Origin of the sequence: Pseudonocardia kunmingensis (assembly GCF_006716445.1) — a bacterium.
Classification (GTDB): Bacteria; Actinomycetota; Actinomycetes; order Mycobacteriales; family Pseudonocardiaceae; genus Pseudonocardia; species Pseudonocardia kunmingensis.
Genome location: NZ_VFPA01000006.1, coordinates 472,683 through 491,278 on the forward strand (window position 1 = coordinate 472,683; position 18,596 = coordinate 491,278).

Annotated in this window: 15 protein-coding genes; 3 read left to right on the top strand and 12 right to left on the bottom strand. The window is 74.8% G+C overall.

The genetic code is table 11. The annotated features are described in order from the left end of the window. Positions 1 to 10 precede the first annotated feature (10 nt). From FB558_RS38725 to FB558_RS38760, 8 genes are all read right to left on the bottom strand, one after another. Positions 11 to 1,201 carry a CaiB/BaiF CoA transferase family protein gene (locus tag FB558_RS38725; RefSeq protein WP_142063147.1) on the bottom strand — a complete coding sequence of 397 codons (1,191 nt, stop codon included), beginning with the start codon at positions 1,199 to 1,201 and terminating at the stop codon, positions 11 to 13. Next, on the bottom strand, positions 1,201 to 2,391 hold the full coding sequence (locus tag FB558_RS38730; RefSeq protein WP_142063150.1) for an acyl-CoA dehydrogenase family protein: 1,191 nt from the start codon (positions 2,389 to 2,391) through the stop codon (positions 1,201 to 1,203). Before FB558_RS38730 ends, FB558_RS38725 begins: the two co-directional genes overlap by 1 nt. 89 nt (positions 2,392 to 2,480) lie before the next feature. Beyond that, the gene (locus FB558_RS38735) at positions 2,481 to 3,227 is read right to left on the bottom strand and encodes an IclR family transcriptional regulator (RefSeq protein ID WP_142063153.1); all 747 of its coding nucleotides are present in this window, start codon (positions 3,225 to 3,227) and stop codon (positions 2,481 to 2,483) included. A gap of 501 nt (positions 3,228 to 3,728) precedes the next feature. Then, complete coding sequence (locus FB558_RS38740) at positions 3,729 to 4,457, bottom strand: ferredoxin reductase (RefSeq protein ID WP_142063156.1); 729 nt, start codon at positions 4,455 to 4,457, stop codon at positions 3,729 to 3,731. 17 nt (positions 4,458 to 4,474) lie between these two features. Then, positions 4,475 to 5,083, bottom strand: coding sequence for a sulfite oxidase-like oxidoreductase (locus FB558_RS38745; protein ID WP_142063159.1), 609 nt, complete (start codon positions 5,081 to 5,083; stop codon positions 4,475 to 4,477). Between the two features lie 285 nt (positions 5,084 to 5,368). Then, positions 5,369 to 6,373 carry a hypothetical protein gene (locus tag FB558_RS44175; protein ID WP_211367144.1) on the bottom strand — a complete coding sequence of 335 codons (1,005 nt, stop codon included), beginning with the start codon at positions 6,371 to 6,373 and terminating at the stop codon, positions 5,369 to 5,371. A gap of 10 nt (positions 6,374 to 6,383) precedes the next feature. Next, positions 6,384 to 6,860 carry an NUDIX hydrolase gene (locus FB558_RS38755; protein ID WP_142063162.1) on the bottom strand — a complete coding sequence of 159 codons (477 nt, stop codon included), beginning with the start codon at positions 6,858 to 6,860 and terminating at the stop codon, positions 6,384 to 6,386. A gap of 102 nt (positions 6,861 to 6,962) precedes the next feature. After that, entirely contained in the window at positions 6,963 to 8,036 is a 1,074-nt protein-coding gene (locus tag FB558_RS38760; RefSeq protein WP_246107075.1) for a glycoside hydrolase family 172 protein, read from the bottom strand. 201 nt (positions 8,037 to 8,237) lie between these two features. Here FB558_RS38760 and FB558_RS38765 point away from each other — a divergent pair, with 201 nt between their 5' ends. After that, the gene (locus FB558_RS38765) at positions 8,238 to 9,251 is read left to right on the top strand and encodes a LacI family DNA-binding transcriptional regulator (protein ID WP_142063165.1); all 1,014 of its coding nucleotides are present in this window, start codon (positions 8,238 to 8,240) and stop codon (positions 9,249 to 9,251) included. On the opposite strand, the gene FB558_RS38770 is transcribed toward FB558_RS38765, so the two are convergent. Beyond that, the gene (locus FB558_RS38770) at positions 9,214 to 9,987 is read right to left on the bottom strand and encodes an LLM class F420-dependent oxidoreductase (RefSeq protein ID WP_211367145.1); all 774 of its coding nucleotides are present in this window, start codon (positions 9,985 to 9,987) and stop codon (positions 9,214 to 9,216) included. The genes FB558_RS38765 and FB558_RS38770 overlap by 38 nt on opposite strands. Before the next feature lie 170 nt (positions 9,988 to 10,157). On the opposite strand from FB558_RS38770, the gene FB558_RS38775 reads away from it, so the two are divergent. After that, positions 10,158 to 10,859 carry a DUF742 domain-containing protein gene (locus FB558_RS38775; protein WP_211367146.1) on the top strand — a complete coding sequence of 234 codons (702 nt, stop codon included), beginning with the start codon at positions 10,158 to 10,160 and terminating at the stop codon, positions 10,857 to 10,859. A gap of 19 nt (positions 10,860 to 10,878) precedes the next feature. On the opposite strand, the gene FB558_RS38780 is transcribed toward FB558_RS38775, so the two are convergent. The 3 genes from FB558_RS38780 to FB558_RS38790 form a co-directional block, all read right to left on the bottom strand. Next, positions 10,879 to 13,020, bottom strand: a complete 2,142-nt coding sequence (locus tag FB558_RS38780; protein ID WP_142063171.1) for a putative bifunctional diguanylate cyclase/phosphodiesterase — start codon at positions 13,018 to 13,020, stop codon at positions 10,879 to 10,881. Positions 13,021 to 13,169: 149 nt separating this feature from the next. Next, a complete protein-coding gene (locus FB558_RS38785) occupies positions 13,170 to 13,541 on the bottom strand; it encodes a hypothetical protein (protein ID WP_142063174.1) in 372 nt (123 codons plus the stop codon). An 87-nt stretch (positions 13,542 to 13,628) separates the two neighbouring features. Beyond that, positions 13,629 to 16,151, bottom strand: coding sequence for a DEAD/DEAH box helicase (locus FB558_RS38790; RefSeq protein WP_142063177.1), 2,523 nt, complete (start codon positions 16,149 to 16,151; stop codon positions 13,629 to 13,631). A gap of 129 nt (positions 16,152 to 16,280) precedes the next feature. Between FB558_RS38790 and FB558_RS38795 the strand changes: the two genes are divergently transcribed. Beyond that, positions 16,281 to 17,798, top strand: a complete 1,518-nt coding sequence (locus FB558_RS38795; protein WP_142063180.1) for an ATP-dependent DNA ligase — start codon at positions 16,281 to 16,283, stop codon at positions 17,796 to 17,798. The last annotated feature ends 798 nt before the right edge of the window (positions 17,799 to 18,596 follow it).

Here is an 18,596-nt window from a genome sequence, read left to right on the forward strand (position 1 = left end):
GCGTCGGGCGTCAGGGCCGGGTGCCGGGCGCCACCGCGACGCCGTCCTGCACCAGCGCGTCGATCTCGGCGGCGCTGTAGCCGTGCTCGGCGAGCACGGCGACGGTGTCGGCGCCGTGCGCGGGCGGAGCGGAGCGCACCGCGCCGGGGGTGCGCTCGAGCTTGATCGGGATGCCGACGCCGCGGTAGCCGTCGTGCTCGACCACCATGTCGCGGTGCCGCACCTGCGGGTCCTGCAGCGCGGTGGCGACGTCGTGCACCGGCGCGGAGGGGACCCCGCGGGCCAGCAGCGCCGCACCGAGGGCCTCGCCCGTGAAGCGGGCGACGGCGGCGGCGAGCAGTGGCCGCAGCGTCGCCGCCGCGTCCGCGCGGTCGGCGTTGGTGCGGAACCGCGGGTCGTCGGCCAGCTCCGGCAGGCCGAGCACCTCGACGAGGTCGCGGAACTGCCGGTCGTTGCCGACCCCGACGAACAGCGGGCCGTCCTGCGCGGCGAAGGTCTCGTAGGGCACGAGCGTGGAGTGGGCCGAGCCGGTGCGCCGTGGCGGCGTGCCGTCGGCGAGCCAGGCGGTGGAGTGCGGGTGCAGCAGCGAGACGGCGGTGTCGAGCAGGGCGCAGTCGACGAGCTGGCCGCGCCCGGAGTGCTCCCGCTCGCGCAGCGCGAGCAGCACCCCGCCGAACGCGTGCAGCCCGGTGACGAGGTCGGCCACCGGCACGCCCACGCGCAGCGCGGGGCCGTCGGGCTCGCCGTTGATGCTCATCAGCCCGCCGTGGGCCTGGGCGACCGCGTCGTAGCCGGGCGCGCCGCCGAGCGGGCCGTCGGTGCCGAAGCCGGTGATGCGGCAGCGCACCAGCCGGGGGAACCGCTGCGCCAGCAGCTCGTCGGGCAGGCCCCACCGGGCGAGAGTGCCCGCCTTGAAGTTCTCGATCATGACATCGGCCGGGCCGAGGAGGCGTTCCAGCACCTCCAGGCCCCGCGGCGCCCGCAGGTCGAGGGCGAGCGCGGACTTGTTGCGGTTCATCCCCGTGTAGTAGGCGCTCATCCCCGGCCCGACGAACGGCGGGCCCCACGCGCGGGTGTCGTCGCCCGCCGGCGACTCCACCTTGATCACGTCCGCGCCGTGGTCGGCGAGCAGCTGCGCGCAGTAGGGGCCCGCGAGCACGCGGGACAGGTCGACCACCCGCAGGCCGTCCAGCGCGCCCATCAGTACGACCTCGGCAGGTCCAGCACGTGCTGGGCGACGTAGTTGAGCACCATCTCCTGGCTCACCGGGGCCAGGCGCAGGATCCGCGACTCCCGGAAGTAGCGCTCCACGTGGTACTCGCGGGCGTAGCCCATGCCGCCGTGGGTCTGGACGGCCTGGTCCGCGGCCTGGAAGCCGGCCTCGGCGCAGAGCCACTTGGCCATGTTCGCCTCGCGCCCGCAGGGCAGGCCCCGGTCGTAGCGCCAGGCGGCCTGGCGGGCCATGAGCTCCGCCGCGTCCAGCCGTGTGACGGCCTCGGCGAGCGGGAACGCCACACCCTGGTTCTGCCCGATGGGGCGGCCGAACACCACGCGCTCGCGGGCGTACCGGGTGGCGCGCCGCAGCGCCGCGCGTCCGATTCCCAGCGCCTCGTGCGCGAGCAGGATCCGTTCGGGGTTGAGCCCGTCGAGCAGGTAGGTGAAGCCCTTGCCCTCCTCGCCGACCCGCGCTCGCGCCGGTACCCGCAGGTCGTCGAGCAGCACCTCGTAGGAGGCGACGGCGTTGCGGCCCATCTTCGGGATCGCGCGCAGCTGGACGGCGCCGGAGGTGACGCCCTCGGCGAGGTCGACGAGGAACAGCGACATGCCCTCGGTCGGCTTCGCGACCTCCTCGCGCGGCGTGGTGCGGCAGATCAGCACCATCTTCTGCGAGTCGCCGGCCTTGGTGATCCAGACCTTGCGTCCCCGGATGACGTAGTCCGCGTCGTCGCCCGTGCCGTCGCGGCGCGCGACCGTCGAGATCCGGGTGGTGTCGGTGCCCGCGTCGGGCTCGGTGACCCCGAAGCAGACGTGCAACGACCCGTCTGCGGCCGGCGGCAGGACCTCCTGGCGCAGCTCCTCGCTGCCGTGCTTCACGACCGTGTTCAGCCCGAAGATCGTCAGGTGCATCGCGCTGCACCCGTTCATCCCGGCCCCGGAGGCCGCGACCTCCTCCAGCAGCAGCGCGGCCTCGAGGATGCCGAGCCCGCCGCCGCCGTACTGCTCGGGGACCGCGATGCCGAGCCACCCGCCCTCGGCGAACGCCGAGTAGAACTCGTGCGGGAACTCGCCGCGCGCGTCGCGTTCGGCCCAGTACTCGTCGGGGAACCGGGCGGCCAGCTCGCGCACCGCGGTCCGCAGCGCCTGCTGGTCGTCGGTCAGGGCGAAGTCCATCCGCAGTCCTCGTTCGTATATACGAATTGCAAGGCGTATTTACGCACGCTGACAGTAGTGGTCACCGCGGCGGAGTCAAGGGGCGGCGGCTATCCGGCCAACTCGGTGGCCAGCTCGCCGACGACCTCCGGGAGCAGGGCGGCGACCTCGTCGAGCCGGCCACCGAGCCGCACCGTCGGGCCGGCGACCGCGAGGCACCCCAGCGGCTGGCCGTGCACGAGCACCGGAGCCGCGGCCGCGCTGACGTCCGGCAGCGTCTCGCCCCGGTTGAACGCCACGCCGTCGCGGCGCACCCGCTCCAGCTCGGCCCGCACCCGCTCGACGTCGTCGGCGGCGACGTGTTCGGCGAGGTAGCGGCGCAGTGCCGCGGGCGGGGTGTACGCGAGGAAGCACTTCCCCGAGCTGGTGGGGTGCAGGGGGCGGCGGGTGCGCAGCGGCGCGGAGTAGCGGATCAGCTGCGACGACTCCGCCACCTCGGTGTAGACGACCGAGTCGCCGACGCGGGTGCACCACATCACGGTCTCGTCGAAGGCGGCGCGCAGCCGCTGCATCCGCGGGCGGACCGCGTCGAGCGCCGTGACCGGCGGCGCCAGCAGCGCCGACACCGCGGGCCCGAGCCGGTAGGCGCCGTCCTGCTCGCGCAGGTAGCCGTCCGCGACCAGGCCCTTCACCAGCCCGAACACCGACGACTTCGGCGCGTCCAGCAGCTCGGCGAGCGCGCCGAGCCGCACGCCGTCCCGCTGGCGGGCCACCGCCTCCAGGATCGAGGTCACCCGCCGGACCGTGCGGTGCTCCTTCGCGACCGATCCGCGTTCGCCCGCTCCTCCCGCCGCCACGCCGCGACTCTAGAGCCCGGGCCCCACGACCAGCAGCGGCGGCACACACCCGTGATCGTTCCGACCCGCGCACCACGGCGGCCCGGCCGACCTGGCGTGCGGCTCGGACGGATCACCGGGGCGGCCGCTGCCCCGCTGATCGTTCCGATCCGTACGGCACTGTGGCTCGGACGACCTCGGCGTGCGTGTCGGAGGGATCGCTGCCGCCCGGCCGTGGGCGAGGTGCGTCCGCTGATCGTTTCGAGTCGTACGGCGCGGCGGTAGGGACGACGCTGGTGTGCGGGTCGGACGGATCGATCGCCGCGAGTCGTACGCCACCGCGGTCCGCCCGACACTGGTGTGCGTCTCGGGCTGATCACAGTCGCCGTCGGAGCACCACAGCGGTCCGGACGACGCTCGCTTGCTTCTCGGAACGATCGTGGCTCGCGGGTGGTGCCCGGTGCTGCCGCTCGGCGACGGGGCGGCGTGCGCCTCGGAACGATCTCGGGGGCGGGGCCGTCGTCAGCCGGACGGGCCGAAGCGCTCCACGCGGATGCTGTCCACCGGCACCCCGGCCTCGAGCAGCACGGAGGTGGCCGCGTCGGCGAAGCCCGTGGAGCCGCAGACGTAGGCCGTCTCGCCGCCGCGCACGAGCGGGGCGACGTCGGCGAGGGCGAGGCGGCCGGCCGCGCGCCCGGCGTCCGGGGGAGCCTGGCGGGTGTAGACGACGGTGGCCTCGGGGCCGGGGAGCTCGTCGGCGTAGTAGAGGTCCGCGGGGGAGCGGGCGGAGACGACGAGCCGCACCAGGTCGGCGCGGCCGGTGCGGCGGGCGTGGCGCAGCATCGCCATCAGCGGCACCACCCCGGAACCGCCGCCGACCAGGAGCGCGGGACCGGCCCCGTCCCAGGCGAAGAACCCGCCGATCGGGCCGCGCACCTCGAGCTCGTCGCCGGGTACGACGACCTCGTGCAGGAACTCCGAGACCTCGCCGTCGTCGAGCCGCTCGACGGTCAGCTCGATCTCGCCGGACTCGTCGGGGGCCGAGGCCACGGAGTAGTCGCGGGAGGCGGTGTAGCCGTCCTCGGCGGTGAGCCGCACGACGTAGTACTGCCCGGGCAGGTGCGGGCGCGGCTCGGTGAGCACGAGGCGGAAGGTGCGGGCGCGCGGCGTCTCGTCGTGCACCGCGACGACGCGCGCGGCCTGCCAGCGCAGCGTGCGGCGGTGCGTGGTGCCTCCGGGGGTGGCGGTCATCCGCTGGTCACTACGGCTCAGTCGCCCTGGTAGCGCTGCTCGGCCCACGGGTCGCCGCGGTCGTGGTAGCCGTTGCGTTCCCAGAAACCCTGTTCGTCGTGGTCCATCAGGCGCAGGCCCGACACCCACTTGGCGCTCTTCCAGAAGTACAGGTGCGGCACGAGCAGGCGGGCCGGGCCGCCGTGGATCGGGGCGAGCGGCTGCCCGTCCACGTCCCACACCACCCACGCCTTGCCGCCGGTGAGGTCGGCCAGCGGCAGGTTGGTGGTGTAGCCGGTGTGCGACAGGGCCATGGCGTGGGTGGCGCCGGGTTGCGGGCCCGCCGCCTCCAGGAGCGTGTCGACCGACACCCCGTCGAAGCGCATCCCGAACTTCGACCACGTCGTGACGCAGTGGATGTCGCCCTCGTAGCGCGAGCGCGGCAGGGCGTGGATCTCGTCCCAGTCCCACGTGACGGTGTTCTCGACGAGCCCCTCGACCGTGAACGTCCAGCGTTCCGTCCCGATGTCCGGGGTGGCCTCGACGTGCAGCACGGGCCACTCGTCACGGGCGTCGTACTGCCCGGGGGGCAGGCGCGGGTCGCGCTCGCGCCGCCGTCCGACGAAACCTCGGGTGATACCGGCCATGCTCTCCTCAACCTCCGCCCGCCAGGATCATTCCAGGCCGACCGACACGCCGGGGACCGTGGTGGTCGCCACCCCGCATCCCGAGCTTCTGCGGTGGGCGGCTGACTCAGGGGCTGGGAACAGGATTCGCATGACGAACGGCACTTTCGTCGGCCAGGTACCGACGAGAGTGTCGTTCGTCAGGGGGAGCCTGCAGCGGACGCACCCCGTGTGCCCGCACGCACCCCGATTCGGCAGGAGAAAGGGGTGGACGGGCCGCGGCACCACACGTCTGCGGCCCGCGCCTCAGCGCCGCAGCGGCCGGACGGTGGTCTCCGGCGCGGCGGCCGCGGTGCGGCGGCGGGCGCCCAGCCAGGCGAGCAGCGCCGCGAGCGCGTCCTCGGCGACCGCGCCCGGGCGGTCCGAGCCGAAGCGGCGCTCGGCGGCGGCCCGCAGGCGCACGCCCAGCAGCGCGCTCCCCACGGCGGACGCGGCGCCGACGAGACCGGGCAGCCCGCTGTCGTGCCCTTCACGGCGTGCGGCGGCGCCGGCAGCGGTGGCGCCGAGCGCGACGCGGGGTGCCAGGCCCTGCGGTGCGAGCCTGCTCGGGACGATCGGCAGCTTGTCGAGGACGAGCTCCCCGACGGCGGCCAGGGCCGTGAGGGTGCCGACCGTCCGGCCGGAGAGGCGCGAGGCGACGGCGCCGGTGTCCTCGCGCCGGGAGGTCAGCGCGATCGCCGTGATCCCCGCGCTGCTGCGCGACCCGGTGGCGGCGCCCAGCGCGGCGGCGCGCAGCAGCGCCGCCGGATCCGCGTGCGGCACCGCCTCGCGCCCCTCGGCCACCCGGGAGATCGCGACGAGCGTGGCGTGCGTCGTGCACCCGTACAGCAGGTGCGGGACGGCGTCGGCCGCCCAGTCCACGGCGCTCCAGCGGCGGGGGTCGCTGATCCGCAGCACGGCGAGGGGCCCGTCGGTCGCGGCCATGGCGGCCAGGCCGAGCAGCGGCCCGCCCACGGCCGTCGGCAGCCGGACCCCGGCCGCCCGGGACACCCCGGCGAGCCCGCCCAGCCCCACGCCCGTGGCGGTGCCGGTGAGCGCGCCGAGCGCGGTCAGCCGGCGTGCCCGCTCACGACGGCGGCCGGGGACGGTCATGCCGGACGCGTCGGCCAGCGCGGCGACCACCTGCTCCGCGGCGTCGCTCGGCGGCCGCGCCCGCACCGCCGTGTCCACGTAGGTCGCGGTCGTGAGGGCGGTCGTGCCGGCGGCGCCCGCCGCCGCGCCCCGCAGCAGCCCGGAGAGCAGGGATCCCATGAGGTGCCTGCTACCCCGCCAGCACCGCCGGCAACCGGTCCAGGAGGGGGAGCTGCCCTTTCGTGATCTTCCGGCGGGCCGTGTCGAGGTCGAACCACGCGGCCCGGTCGATCTCCGGGAACTCCTGCTGCCGGCCCGAGCGCGGCGGCCACTCCATCGTGAAGACGCCGGGGACGATCGCGTCGGCGTCGAAGTCGGCGGCGAGGGCGAACGCGGTGATGCGCTTGCCGCCGGAGAGGCGGACCTCGCCCAGCTCGACCAGCGGGCCCTCGGGCAGGGGAGCGCCCAGCTCCTCGGCGAACTCGCGGGCGGCGGCGGCGCGGGGTTCCTCGTCGGGCCCGTGCTCGCCCTTCGGGATCGACCACGCCCCGTCGTCCTTGCGCGCCCAGAACGGCCCACCCATGTGCCCGAGCAGCACCTCGATGCCGTCCGGGCCGCCGCCCGGCCCGGGCCGGTGCAGCACGACCCCCGCGCTCCGCGTCGCCATCGCCGCAGTGTCCCAGGCCCCCGCCGGGGTGCGGCGGGAACGGGAGACTCGCCCGGCTCGAACGGGAGACTCGCCGTGTCGGAACGGGAGACTCGCGGGGGATCAGCAGATCTCGAGCTCGTCGACGTCCGGGGTCGCGGGCCGGTGGGTGGAGGTGCGGTCGAGGTAGAACCAGGCGACCGAGGCGATGTCGTCCTGCAGCTGCAGGTAGCGGCGCCCGGACCGCCAGCCCAGTGCCTGCACGTCCACCCGCAGCGCCCGCTCGAACCGGATGGGGTCGGGCAGGTGCCAGCGGTACATCCCGAACCGCTGCTGGCTGCGGTAGAGCCCGTCCGGGCGCAGGATCTGGTGCAGGCCCAGGTAGGGGGTGGTGAAGCTGGTGTAGCCGGTGCCGGGGACGTCGAAGTTCCAGGCGCCGCCGAAGTAGTCCTCGGTGCCGGTGCCGCAGATCGTCGGCAGCTCGCTGTCGTCGTCGAGGTAGAACTTGACCTCGCCCTCGCCCCACCAGCCCGTCGAGTTGACGCCCCAGGCGAGGTAGGTGCCCACGTAGTGCCCGCGGCCGGTGACGCCGTCGACGAGGGTGTGGGTGCTGCCCTTGGGTAGCGGGTTGTCCCGGCGCCACTGCGCGTGCAGGTAGCCGGTCTCCTCGGTCACCGGCTGCTCGGCGTAGGTCACCTGGAAGTAGACGACGGCCGGCTCGGCGCCGAGGTTCTCCAGCGTGATCCGGGCCCCTGCGCGGAACGGCATCTGCCAGTAGCAGTTGAAGCCGCCGTGCGGGTTGACCGCCACGACCTGCGAGCTGAGCTGCGCGAACTCGCCCCAGCCCTGGCCGAAGAAGTCGCCGAGCGGCACCTCGACGGCGGGCTCGGGGTCGCCGTCCCAGTGCATCCGCAGCACGAGCTCGCGCCAGTGCCGGGGGTGGGTGGTGATCCAGATGTGCTGGATGACGCCCGGCCCGTCGACGGCGGCGATGTCGGTGCGCGTGCCGGCCGGGATCTCGATCGACGGGGAGACCTTCCAGCCCCGTCCCAGGTCACGGGCGCAGGCCGCGCCGGTGCCCTCGGTGGCCCCGCCCCCCGCTCCGGGGGCGCCGGTGGGGTTCTCCGGGCTGATCGACCGGGTGGTGGCGCTGCTGAGCAGCGCCATCGACGGCTGCGCGGTTCCCGGGTGCGCCATGCAGGTCCTCCGACGTCGTCGTGCCGTGGTGTCGTGCCGAGGCACGAAATCGATTCCACGGCACCCTATGAAGCTCGGAAGTCGAGGTCAAGGGAAGCGCGTGACCCGCCGCGACGACGGAATGCTTGGAATCGGTTTCACCACGGCGTACACTGCGGCGGCTCGTCCAGCGGCCGAGCCCGTTCGATGGTAGGGGAGGCCATGGCGACGATCTACGAGGTTGCCGCTCTCGCCGGCGTCTCCCCGGCCACCGTGTCGCGCGTGTTCAACGGCTCCAACGTCTCGCGCGAGCGGACCCGCCTGGTGCTCCGCGCGGCCGAGCAGCTGGGCTACTCGCCGAACCGGACGGCGCGCGCGCTGCGCATGCAGACCTCCACGGTGATCGCCCTCATCGTCGCCGACATCGAGAACCCCTTCTTCACGGCGCTCGCCCGCGGGGTGGAGGACGTCGCACACGGCGCGGGCTACTCGGTCGTGCTGTGCAACAGCGACGAGGACCCCGCGCGGGAGGGGCGGTACCTCACGATCGCCGTCTCCGAGCACATGGCCGGGGTGATCCTGGTGCCCGCGGGCACCGACAGCGACATCAGCGTCCTGTTGGAGCGGGGCAGGCCCGTCGTCAGCGTCGACCGCGCGCTGCCGCGCTCCCCCGTCGACTCGGTGGTCGTGGACAACCTCGCGGGCGGCCGGGAGGCCACCGCGCGCCTCTACGACCGCGGGGCGCGGCGCGTCGCGTGCATCACCGGGCCCCGGGCGGCGGAGACGGCCGAGCTGCGCAGCGCTGGGTGGCGGGAGGTCTTCCTGCGCCGCTCCCCGGGCGCGGACCCGGATGCGTACCTCGTGCACGCGGACTACCGGGTGGAGGGCGGCCGGGCAGCGATGGCCGAGCTGCTCGGGCGTGCCGAGCCGCCGGACGCGGTCTTCGTGGCCAACAACCTGATGGCGCTGGGCGCGCTCGGCGAGCTCGGTGACCGCGGCGTGGCGCCGCCCGGGTTCGGCGTCGCCGCGTACGGCGACCTGCCCTACTTCCCGCTGGAGCCCTCGGGGGTCGAGGTGATCCCGCTGCCCGCCCGCCTCCTCGGCGCCACCGCGGCCACGGTGCTCCTGGAGCGCATCCAGGGCGGCGGGCAGCCGCACCGCACGATCGTGCTGCGCAACGTCGCCGACGCGGACGGGGTCAGCGCTGCGCGTCCCGCCAGGCGACCCACTCCTTGACCAGCCCGAGGTCGTAGTCCGGACCGTCCACGCCGATGGTGAACAGGGCGGCGCCCGCCGCGACGAGCGCGCCGGCCACCTCCTGCGGGGGCGCGGAGACGCCGACGGAGCGCTCGATCTCGCCCGGGTCGCGGCCGACGTCGGCGCAGTGCGCGTCGAGCACGCCGCTCTTGCGCGTGAACGTCTCGACGTCGCCGAAGCCGTGCCAGATCGTGGCGTGCTCCGCGGTGTAGCGCAGCGTCTTGCGCTCCCCGCCACCGCCGATCAGCACCGGGATGTCGCGGGTGGGGGCCGGGTTGAGCCTCGACCAGCGGTCGCGGATGCGGGGGAGGGCCTGGGCGAGGTCGGCCAGGCGGCTGCCGGCCGTGCCGAACTCGTAGCCGTACTCGTCGTAGTCGCGCTCGAACCACCCGGCGCCGATGCCGAGGATCAGCCGGCCGCCCGAGATGTGGTCGACGGTGCGCGCCATGTCGGCGAGCAGTTCCGGGTTGCGGTAGCTGTTGCAGGTGACGAGCGCGCCGATCTCGACGCGGTGGGTGGCCTCGGCCCAGGCGCCGAGCATCGTCCAGCACTCGAAGTGCTTGCCGTCGGCCTCGCCGGACAGCGGGAAGAAGTGGTCCCAGTTGAAGACGATGTCCACGCCGGCTTCCTCGGCCTCGGCCACAGCGGCTCTGATCTGCGCGTAGTCGGCGTGCTGGGGCTTGATCTGGACACCGATCCGGACGGGGTGGGTCATGCCGGTGATCCTTCCACTCTTGCGCTGGAGGTGCCGTCCGGGCAATCATCACCGTGGGTCATGGGAGCGGCACGAAAAGTCATCACGGCGGGTTACGCCCGGGCGGGACCGCCCTCACGCGCTGTCGACGTGGCGGTCGCGTTCGGCGAGGACGACGGGGAGGCGGCGGAGTGGACGCGCAGGACGATCCGGGACCGGCGCTCGGTCTCACCGGCGCACGGTTCGGTGGGGTGCCCCGACAGCGCCGCTCGGCGCGCGAGCGGGCGGGCGAGCCCGGGGCCGACGACGCCGTGGATCAGGCGGACGCCGCCCCTCCTGCCGTCACCGCCCCTCCTGCCGTCACCGCCCCTCCTGCCGTCACCGCCCCTCCGGGCGTGGGAACCACCGGGGCGCGCTTCGGCGGCGCCTCGTGGTGGCGCCGGGCCGACCCGGCGGAGCCCTCGCCGGAGCCTTCCGCGAGACCCTCGCCGACGGCCGCGCCGCCGGCTGCGGACGCTGCGGCCGGCGCGCCGGGGCCCGACCGCGAGGAGGAGCCGGACGCGAACGCACCGTCGTTCGTGCGGCCCTACGTGCTCACCGGCGGCCGGACCCGTTCCTCGGTCGAGCTGTCGATCGAGACCCTGGTCTCGGCCGCGCCGCGACCGACCGCTGCCCGCCTGTCCGGGGAGCAGGAGGTCGTGCTCGGGCTGTGCCGGGAACCCCGGTCGGTGGCCGAGCTGGCGGTCGGCGCCGGCGTGCCGCTCGGGGTGGCGCGCGTGCTGGTGGGCGACCTGGCGGCCGCGGGTGCTGTCGCGGTGCACCGCACGGCGGGCCCGGACGGCCCGGACCTCGCGTTGATGGAGCGCGTGCTCAGCGGCCTGCGCAAGCTGTGACCCGGGTGCTCGTGTGGTGTCAGGACGGCCCGACCGGCCCCTGCAGCAACGGCGGCACGGCGCCCGCGGCCACCGCAGGCGCGAAGTACCAGCCCTGGCCGGTGTCGCAGCCGAGCTTGCGCAGCCGCTCGAGCTGCACACCCGTCTCGACGACCTCCGCGGTGACCGAGAGCCCGAGCGTGTGGGCCAGCTCGATGAGCAGCGCCAGCACCTCCAGGTCGACCTCGTCGGCGCTGTCGCCCTCCCCGGCGTCGGGCTTCGCGCGCCCATTGACGAACGTGCCCGCGAGCTTCAGCGCGTGCACCGGCAGCGAGCGCAGGTAGGCGAGGTTGGAGTAGCCGGTGCCGAAGTCGTCGATCGCGATCCGGACGCCCATGTCGGCGAGCGCGTGCAGCGCGTCGAGGGTCTCGCCGGTGGTGCCCATCAGGTCGCTCTCGGTGAGCTCGAGCTGGAGGCCGTGCGCGGGCCACCCGGTCTCGTCGAGGATCTGCGCCACGTCGTCGACGATGCCGGGCTCGCGGACCTGCCGCGCCGCCAGGTTGACGCTGACGAACAGCTCCGCGCCCGGGTGCTCGACCCGCCACCGGGCGGCCTGCCGGCACGCCTCGGCGAGGACCCACCGCCCGAGCGGGACGATGAGGCCGGTCTCCTCGGCCACCGGGATGAACACGTCGGGCCCCAGCCGCCCCCCGCCGGGCCGCTCCCAGCGCACCAGCGCCTCGACGCCGACCACCCGCTGGTCGCTGAGGCGCACCAGCGGCTGGTAGTGCACGACGAACTCGCCGGCCTCGAGGGCGTCGGGCATCCGCGCCGAGAGCTCGAACCGGGCGACGTCCGCGCGGTGGCGCTCGGCGTCGAACCGGGCCACCCGGTCCCGGCCGTCCTTCTTCGCCCAGTGCAGGGTGGTGTCGGCGGCCTTCATCAGCTCCGCCGACCCGGCGCCGCCGTCCCCGCGCTGCACGATGCCGACGCTCGCGGTGACCGCGATCCGGTGCGGGCCGAGCACGATCGGGCGCCGCACGGCGTCCAGCGCGCGCTGCGCCACCCGGTCGAGCTCCGCGGCCGCGGCGTCGCGCCCGTGGGGGATCTCGGCGAGCACGACGAACTCGTCGCCGCCCATCCGGGCGACCAGGCGCCGGTCCGCGCCGAGCTCGGTGGCGAGCCGGTGGGCCACGGTCTGCAGCAGCTCGTCGCCCACGTCGTGGCCGAGGGTGTCGTTGACGGCCTTGAAACCGTCGAGGTCGAGGTAGCAGACCCCGACGTGGCGGCCGGGCCCGTCCGCGGCGAGCGCGGCGTCGAGCCGTTCGAAGAACAGGGTGCGGTTGGGCAGGCCGGTGAGCGGGTCGTGCTGGGCCTGGTGGCGCAGCGAGGTCTCGAGGCGGTGCCGCTCGGTGACGTCGCCGATCATGGCGAGGATGTAGCGGGGCGACCCGTCGGGGGACCGGACCAGGGACAGGACGACGTCGGTCCAGATCGTCGAGCCGTCGGGGCGGCGGTAGGGCCGCTCCAGGCGGGCGTGGTCGCGGGTGCCCGCCTGCATCTCGCGCAGGCGCGCGCGCAGGGCGTCGTCCTCGTCGGGCACGAAGCGGCTGACGGGCCTGCTCACCAGCTGGTCGGTCGTGTGGCCGGTCATCTGGCACAGCGCGCGGTTCACCTCGACGATCTCGCCCTCGCCGGTGACGATCGCGATGCCGATCGCGGCGTCGGCGAACAGCGCGCCGAACCGGGCCTCGCTGGCCCACCGCGCCTGCTCGGCCGCGGCGCGCGCGGCGAAGGCGGCCGCGCTGACGCGCTCCTGCTCCGCGCGGGTGCGTTCCTGCAGGGCCGCGGCGTACCCGGTGGCGAGCGCGGCGAGGACGGCCGTGCCGCGCTCGGGGTCGGCGCGGACGAGGCGCGGGCCGAGCACCGTGAGCGTGCGCTGCAGCGCGGGGGGCTGGGTGAAGTGGGCGTCCACCAGCCACCGGCCGATCGCGTGCGCCTCGGCCTTGGGGCCGGCACCGGCGAAAGGGGCGTCGTCCACGGCGGCCAGCAGCGCGGCGGCCCGGTCCACGAGCGCGGACTGCAGCTCCCGCCGGTCCAGCGGCATGAACCCGGAGGTCTGGACGGCTGCCGCCCATGCCGTGCCGAGCTCCCGCGCCTCGGCCGGCGCGGTGCTCGTCATGGCACGGCCGGGCCGCAGCCCAGCGCGTGGGGCTGGTGCACCATCCTCGCGCTCCCGCTGTCGAAGGCCCGCGGGCACGGGCGCCACAGGCGATCTTCGCGGAGCGTACCCGCCTGCGCTTGGGCGGGCCCGCTGAACGCCGGTGCGCGTCAGGGGGACTGGCGCGGGCGACCTCCCCGGCGCATGTCACCGGTGGTGGTGCGACGGCCCGGGTCGAGCAGCCGTTTCCACTTGGCCTGGGCGGCCTGCCTGCTGGACAGCTGGGCCTGCACCGCGTCGGCGACCTGCGCCCAGGTGAGCCCGTCGGCGCGCAGCCTGCGGATGAGGTCGCGCTCGTAGTAGTCGGCCAGCCGGCGCATCTCGCCGACCAGCGCGTACCAGGCCGCCGCGGCGTCCCGGGTGAGCCCACCCTCGGCGGAGACCTCCTTGAGCCGGTCCAGCCGGCCGGTGACCGTGCGGTCCGGCCGCGCGATCATCGGGTCGACCCGGTCGAGCCAGCGCACCGCTTCCTCGTACTTCATGTGTCAATCATTCATTGACGCCTTCGAATAGTCAACCGATCATGGACGCGACACGCCGCGGGGGACGGCGGAGGGGGAGGGGAGGGCTCAGCCGCCCAGTGGCTCCACGGCCGTGACCCAGGCGACCGGAGTGCCTTCCTCGTCGGAGGCGGCGAGGTCGACCTCGGCGTTGATCGCCCAGTCGCGGTCGCCCGCCGGGTCCTGCAGGACCTGCCGGACGAGCCAGCGCTCGGGCTCCTCGGTGACGGAGAAGAACTGCGGGCCGCGGGCGTCGGGGCCGGTGCCGATGCTGTCGTGCTCGGCGAAGTAGGGCTCCAGCGCCTCCTGCCAGGCCGCGGCGTCCCAGCCGGCCTCGGCGTCGAGGTCGCCCAGCTCGCCGAAGCGGCGCAGGGCGGCCAGCTCGACCCGGCGGAACAACGCGTTGCGCACCAGCACGCGGAACGCCCGCGGGTTGCGGGTGACGGCGGCGGGCCCCTCGTCCAGGGCGGGTGGCTCCGGTTCCGCGCCGGTCCCGGCGCCGGCGGCGAGGGCCTCCCACTCGTCGAGCAGGCTGGAGTCGACCTGGCGCACCAGCTCGCCGAGCCACTCCTCGACGTCGCCCAGCTCCTCGGTCTTCGCCTCGTCGGGCACGGTCTGGCGCAACGCGCGGTAGGTGTCGGCCAGGTAGCGCAGCACGAGACCCTCGGAGCGGGCGAGCCCGTAGTGCCCGACGTACTCGACGAACGTCATCGACTTCTCGAACATGTCCCGCGCCACGGACTTGGGCGACAGGCGCGCGTCCTCCACCCACGGCGCGCCGCGCCGGTAGGTCTCCAGGGCGGCGTGCAGCAGCTCGTCGAGGGGCTTCGGGTGGGTGACGTCCTCGAGCAGCGCCATGCGCTCCTCGTACTCGATGCCGTCGGCCTTCATCGCCGCGACGGCCTCGCCGCGGGCCTTCTTCTGCTGGGCCTGCAGCACCGGTCGCGGGTCGTCCAGGGTGGCCTCGAGCACCGAGAGCACGTCCATCGCGTACTGCGGCGCGTCGCGGTCGAGCAGCTCGATCGCGGCGAGCGCGAACGGCGACAGCGGCTGGTTGAGCGCGAAGTCCAGCTGCAGGTCCCCGACCAGCCGGACCCGGCGGCCCTCGGCGTCGGGTCCGGGGAGCTCCTCGACGACGCCTGCGGCCCGCAGCGCCCGGTAGATCGCGATCGCGCGCAGGATGTGGCGGCGCTGGCGGGGCCGCGGCTCGTGGTTGTCTTCCAGCAGGTGCCGCATGGCGCTGAAGGCGTTCCCTGGCCGGGAGATCACGTTGAGCAGCATCGCGTGCGTGACCTTGAAGTGGCTGGTCAACGGTTCGGGCTGGGCGTTCTGCAGCTTCTCGTAGCTCGTCTGCGACCAGCCGACGAAGCCCTCGGGCGGTTGCTTGCGCACCACCCGGCGCCGCTTCTTGGGGTCGTCGCCCGCCTTCGCGAGCAGGCGGGCGTTCTCCACCTCGTGGTCGGGCGCCTCGGCGACGACGGTGCCGATGGTGTCGTAGCCCGCCCGGCCCGCCCGGCCGGCGATCTGGTGGAACTCGCGCGCCTTGAGCGGCCGGGTGCGCACGCCGTCGTACTTGGACAGGCCCGTGAACAGCACGGTGCGGATCGGCACGTTGATCCCGACGCCCAGGGTGTCGGTGCCGCAGATGACGCGCAGCAGCCCGGCCTGGGCGAGCGTCTCCACGAGCCGCCGGTAGCGGGGGAGCATGCCGGCGTGGTGCACGCCGATGCCGTGGCGCACGAGCCGGGACAGCGTCTTGCCGAAGCCGGCGGTGAAGCGGAACCGCCCGATCGTCTCGGCGATCGCCTGCTTGTCCTCCTTGGAGGTGACGTTCACGCTCATGAGCGCCTGCGCCCGCTCGATGGCCGACGCCTGCGTGAAGTGCACGACGTACACCGGCGCCTCGTGCGTCTGCAGCAGCTCGGAGATCGTCTCGTGCAGCGGCGTGTGCACGTAGCGGTAGTGCAGCGGGACCGGCCGCTCCACGGAGGTGATCACCGCGGTGTCGCGGCCGGTGCGGCGGGTGAGGTCCTCGCGGAAGAACGAGACGTCCCCGAGGGTGGCGCTCATCAGCAGGAACTGCGCCTGCGGCAGCTCGATCAGCGGCACCTGCCACGCCCAGCCGCGGTCCGGGTCGGCGTAGAAGTGGAACTCGTCCATGACGACCGAGCCGACGTCCGCGTCCCGGCCCGAGCGCAGCGCGATGTTGGCCAGGATCTCGGCCGTGCAGCAGATGATCGGGGCCTTCTCGTTCACCGCGGCGTCGCCGGTGAGCATGCCGACCTTGTCGGCGCCGAACGTGTCGATCAGCTGGAAGAACTTCTCGCTGACCAGCGCCTTGATCGGCGCGGTGTAGAAGGTGCGATGCCCGCGGGCGAGCGCCGCCGCGTGCGCGCCCACGGCGACCAGCGACTTGCCCGAGCCCGTCGGCGTCGAGAGGATCACGTTGCCGCCGGTGACCAGCTCGAGCAGCGCCTCCTCCTGCGCCGGGTAGAGCGACAGGCCGCGCTCCTCGAACGCCCAGTCGGTGAACGCCTCGACCAGCGCGTCGGGGTCGTCGGGGGTCGGAGGCAGCCGGTCGGTGAGCGTCATGGTGCCCCCGATCGTCCCCTGCCGGGCGCCGGCCGCGGGGAGGACCCCCGCCCAGAGCCGGCGATCACCGGCCGGAACGGGCACGGGCGTGCGTCGACCGCGCGGAACGTCACGGCTACCGTGAGTGCCGTGACGGAGCGGGGGACGCGCAGCAGCGTGCCCGCGCTCATCCGCCCGATGCAGCCCGGCACGGTCACGGGCGACCCGCCCACCGGGGCCGACTGGGTCGTCGAGGTGGCCTGGACCGGCCACCGCTGCATCGCCTACGTCCAGCCGGGCCGCCGCGTGCGGCTGCTGTCGGGCGCGGACAACTCGATGAGCGCCGCCTACCCCGAGCTGGCCGAGCCGCTGCTGCGGCGCAGCCCGCCGGGCGGGATGGTGCTGGACGGCACGCTCGTCGCGCGCGGCGAGGAGCACGCCGTGCGGCCCCGGCTGCTCACCCGGCGCAGCGCGCGCCACCGGCCCTCCGACGCCACGATCCGCCGGATCCCGGTGGACCTGCAGGTGGCGGACCTGCTGTGGCTCGACGGGCACAGCACCACCGAGCTGCCCTACGCCGACCGCCGCGCCCTGCTCGACGGGCTGGGGTTCGCGAGCCCGCCGGTCTGGACCACCTCGCCCCTGCCTGCCACCGAGCTCGACACGATGCTCGCGATCGCCGAGCAGAAGGGCGCCGACGGCCTGCACGCCCGGCACCGGCGCGGCCGCTACCACCCGGGCGGGCGGTCGCGGTACTGGCTGCGGCTACCCGTGACGCGCACGCGCCAGGTGCTGGTGGGCGGGTGGACCCCGGCCGACCCGCACCGCCCGGAGACCGTCGGCACCCTGCTGCTCGGGGCGCCCGCGGGGGAGCGGGCGGGGCTGCACTACGTCGGACGGGTCGGGGTGTCGCTCGAGCAGCGCCGCAGGCTCGCGGCCGAGCTGGGGGAGCGGGAGCGCTCCTCGTCGCCGTTCGTCGACGCCGTGCCGCCCGCGGCGGCGCGGCACGCGCGCTGGGCGGCACCGGAGCTGGTGGGCCTCGCGGAGTTCTCTGGCTGGATCGGGGGCGGTCGCATGCGCCGCCCGCGGTGGCAGGGCCTCCTCGAGCCCGCGGACGTGCGCGACGACGGCTGGGCGCGGCCCCCGGAGCCCGCGCCGCCCGCCCCGGAGCCGCCACGGCCGGAACCCGAACCCGAACCCGCACCGCCCGAGCCGGAGCCCTCCGCGACGCAGGCGCGGCGGCTGGAGCAGCACTTCGTCTACAACTCGCTGAACACCATCGCGGCACTGATCCGCACCGACCCGATGCGGGCCCGGGAGCTGCTGATGGGCTTCGCCGACCTGTCCCGGGCAGCGGACCGGGCCGGCACGACCACGTTGGGCGAGGAGATCGCCGCGGTGCACGGCTACCTGCAGCTCGAGCAGGCCCGGTTCGGGGCGCGACTGCAGGTCGCGGTGGACGTCGCCGCCGACCTGCATGCCACGCCGGTGCCCCCGATGCAGGTGCTCACCGCGGTGCGCGACGCGGTGCAACGCGACATCGAGCCGCGGCCCGAGGGCGGGCTGCTCACCCTCGCCGCGCGGGCGGTGCAGGGCGGCTGCGAGGTGAGCGTGAAAGGCGGCGCCGCGGCCGCCCGCAAGATCCGCTTGGGGAGCACGTTGCGCTGATCACACACGTTCGGCGGCTTCGTCCGTGTTCGCGGCGGGCGGAGTGAGCCGCACGCCGGGCCCGCCGAGCGCGCTCACGTCCTCCGCGTCGAGGGTGATCATGGCCGTGTCGCGTTCCGCGGAACGCGCCCGTGCATGATCAGATCGACACCAGGGCGATTTCTGGGGGTGGGTGATCCAACAGCCCTGGTGTCGACCTGACCATGAAACTCCGGTGGGCGGGCCGTTCCCGGCTCGAGACCACTGCCCCTCGCCTCGGCCCGCGGTCCTCGGCGCAGTCACCGGTCCCGTTCCGCCCCCGACATGTGATCATCGGCCAAGGCCGAGGCCCGTGATCGGCGGGAACGGGGCATGCGCTGCAGGGGTGCGGCTCGGGCCCCCGGTTCGCCGATGAAGCCCTGTCGTCGGAGGGGTTGGGGGACGGCACCACAGCCGGTTGAGTGGCACCCGGCGGGGGCGGTCTCGTCGTGGACCGGCCGGGGCCAGGTCGGGGACGGCTGTGCGGGCGACCACGTCACTCGGTAGTTGCGCCAACCGGGCCACCCTCGCCACGGGGGTCGGGTCGGGCGCCGGGGCGACTACGCGTGCGGCCTGGACGTGGGGTGGGGCAGCGGTCTCGAGCCGGGAACGGCGCGCCCACCGCAACCTGCTCTGCCCGTCAGGAGGCCCCGTGGGGAAGGGCCGCGTGCTCACGCACCCCTTGTCCTCTCACGCACCCGTTCCAGCCCGCGCTACCCGACGACGGGGTGCGTCGCAGGAGAAGGGGGGCGTGAGCGCAGACGGGGTGCGTGGACGGGC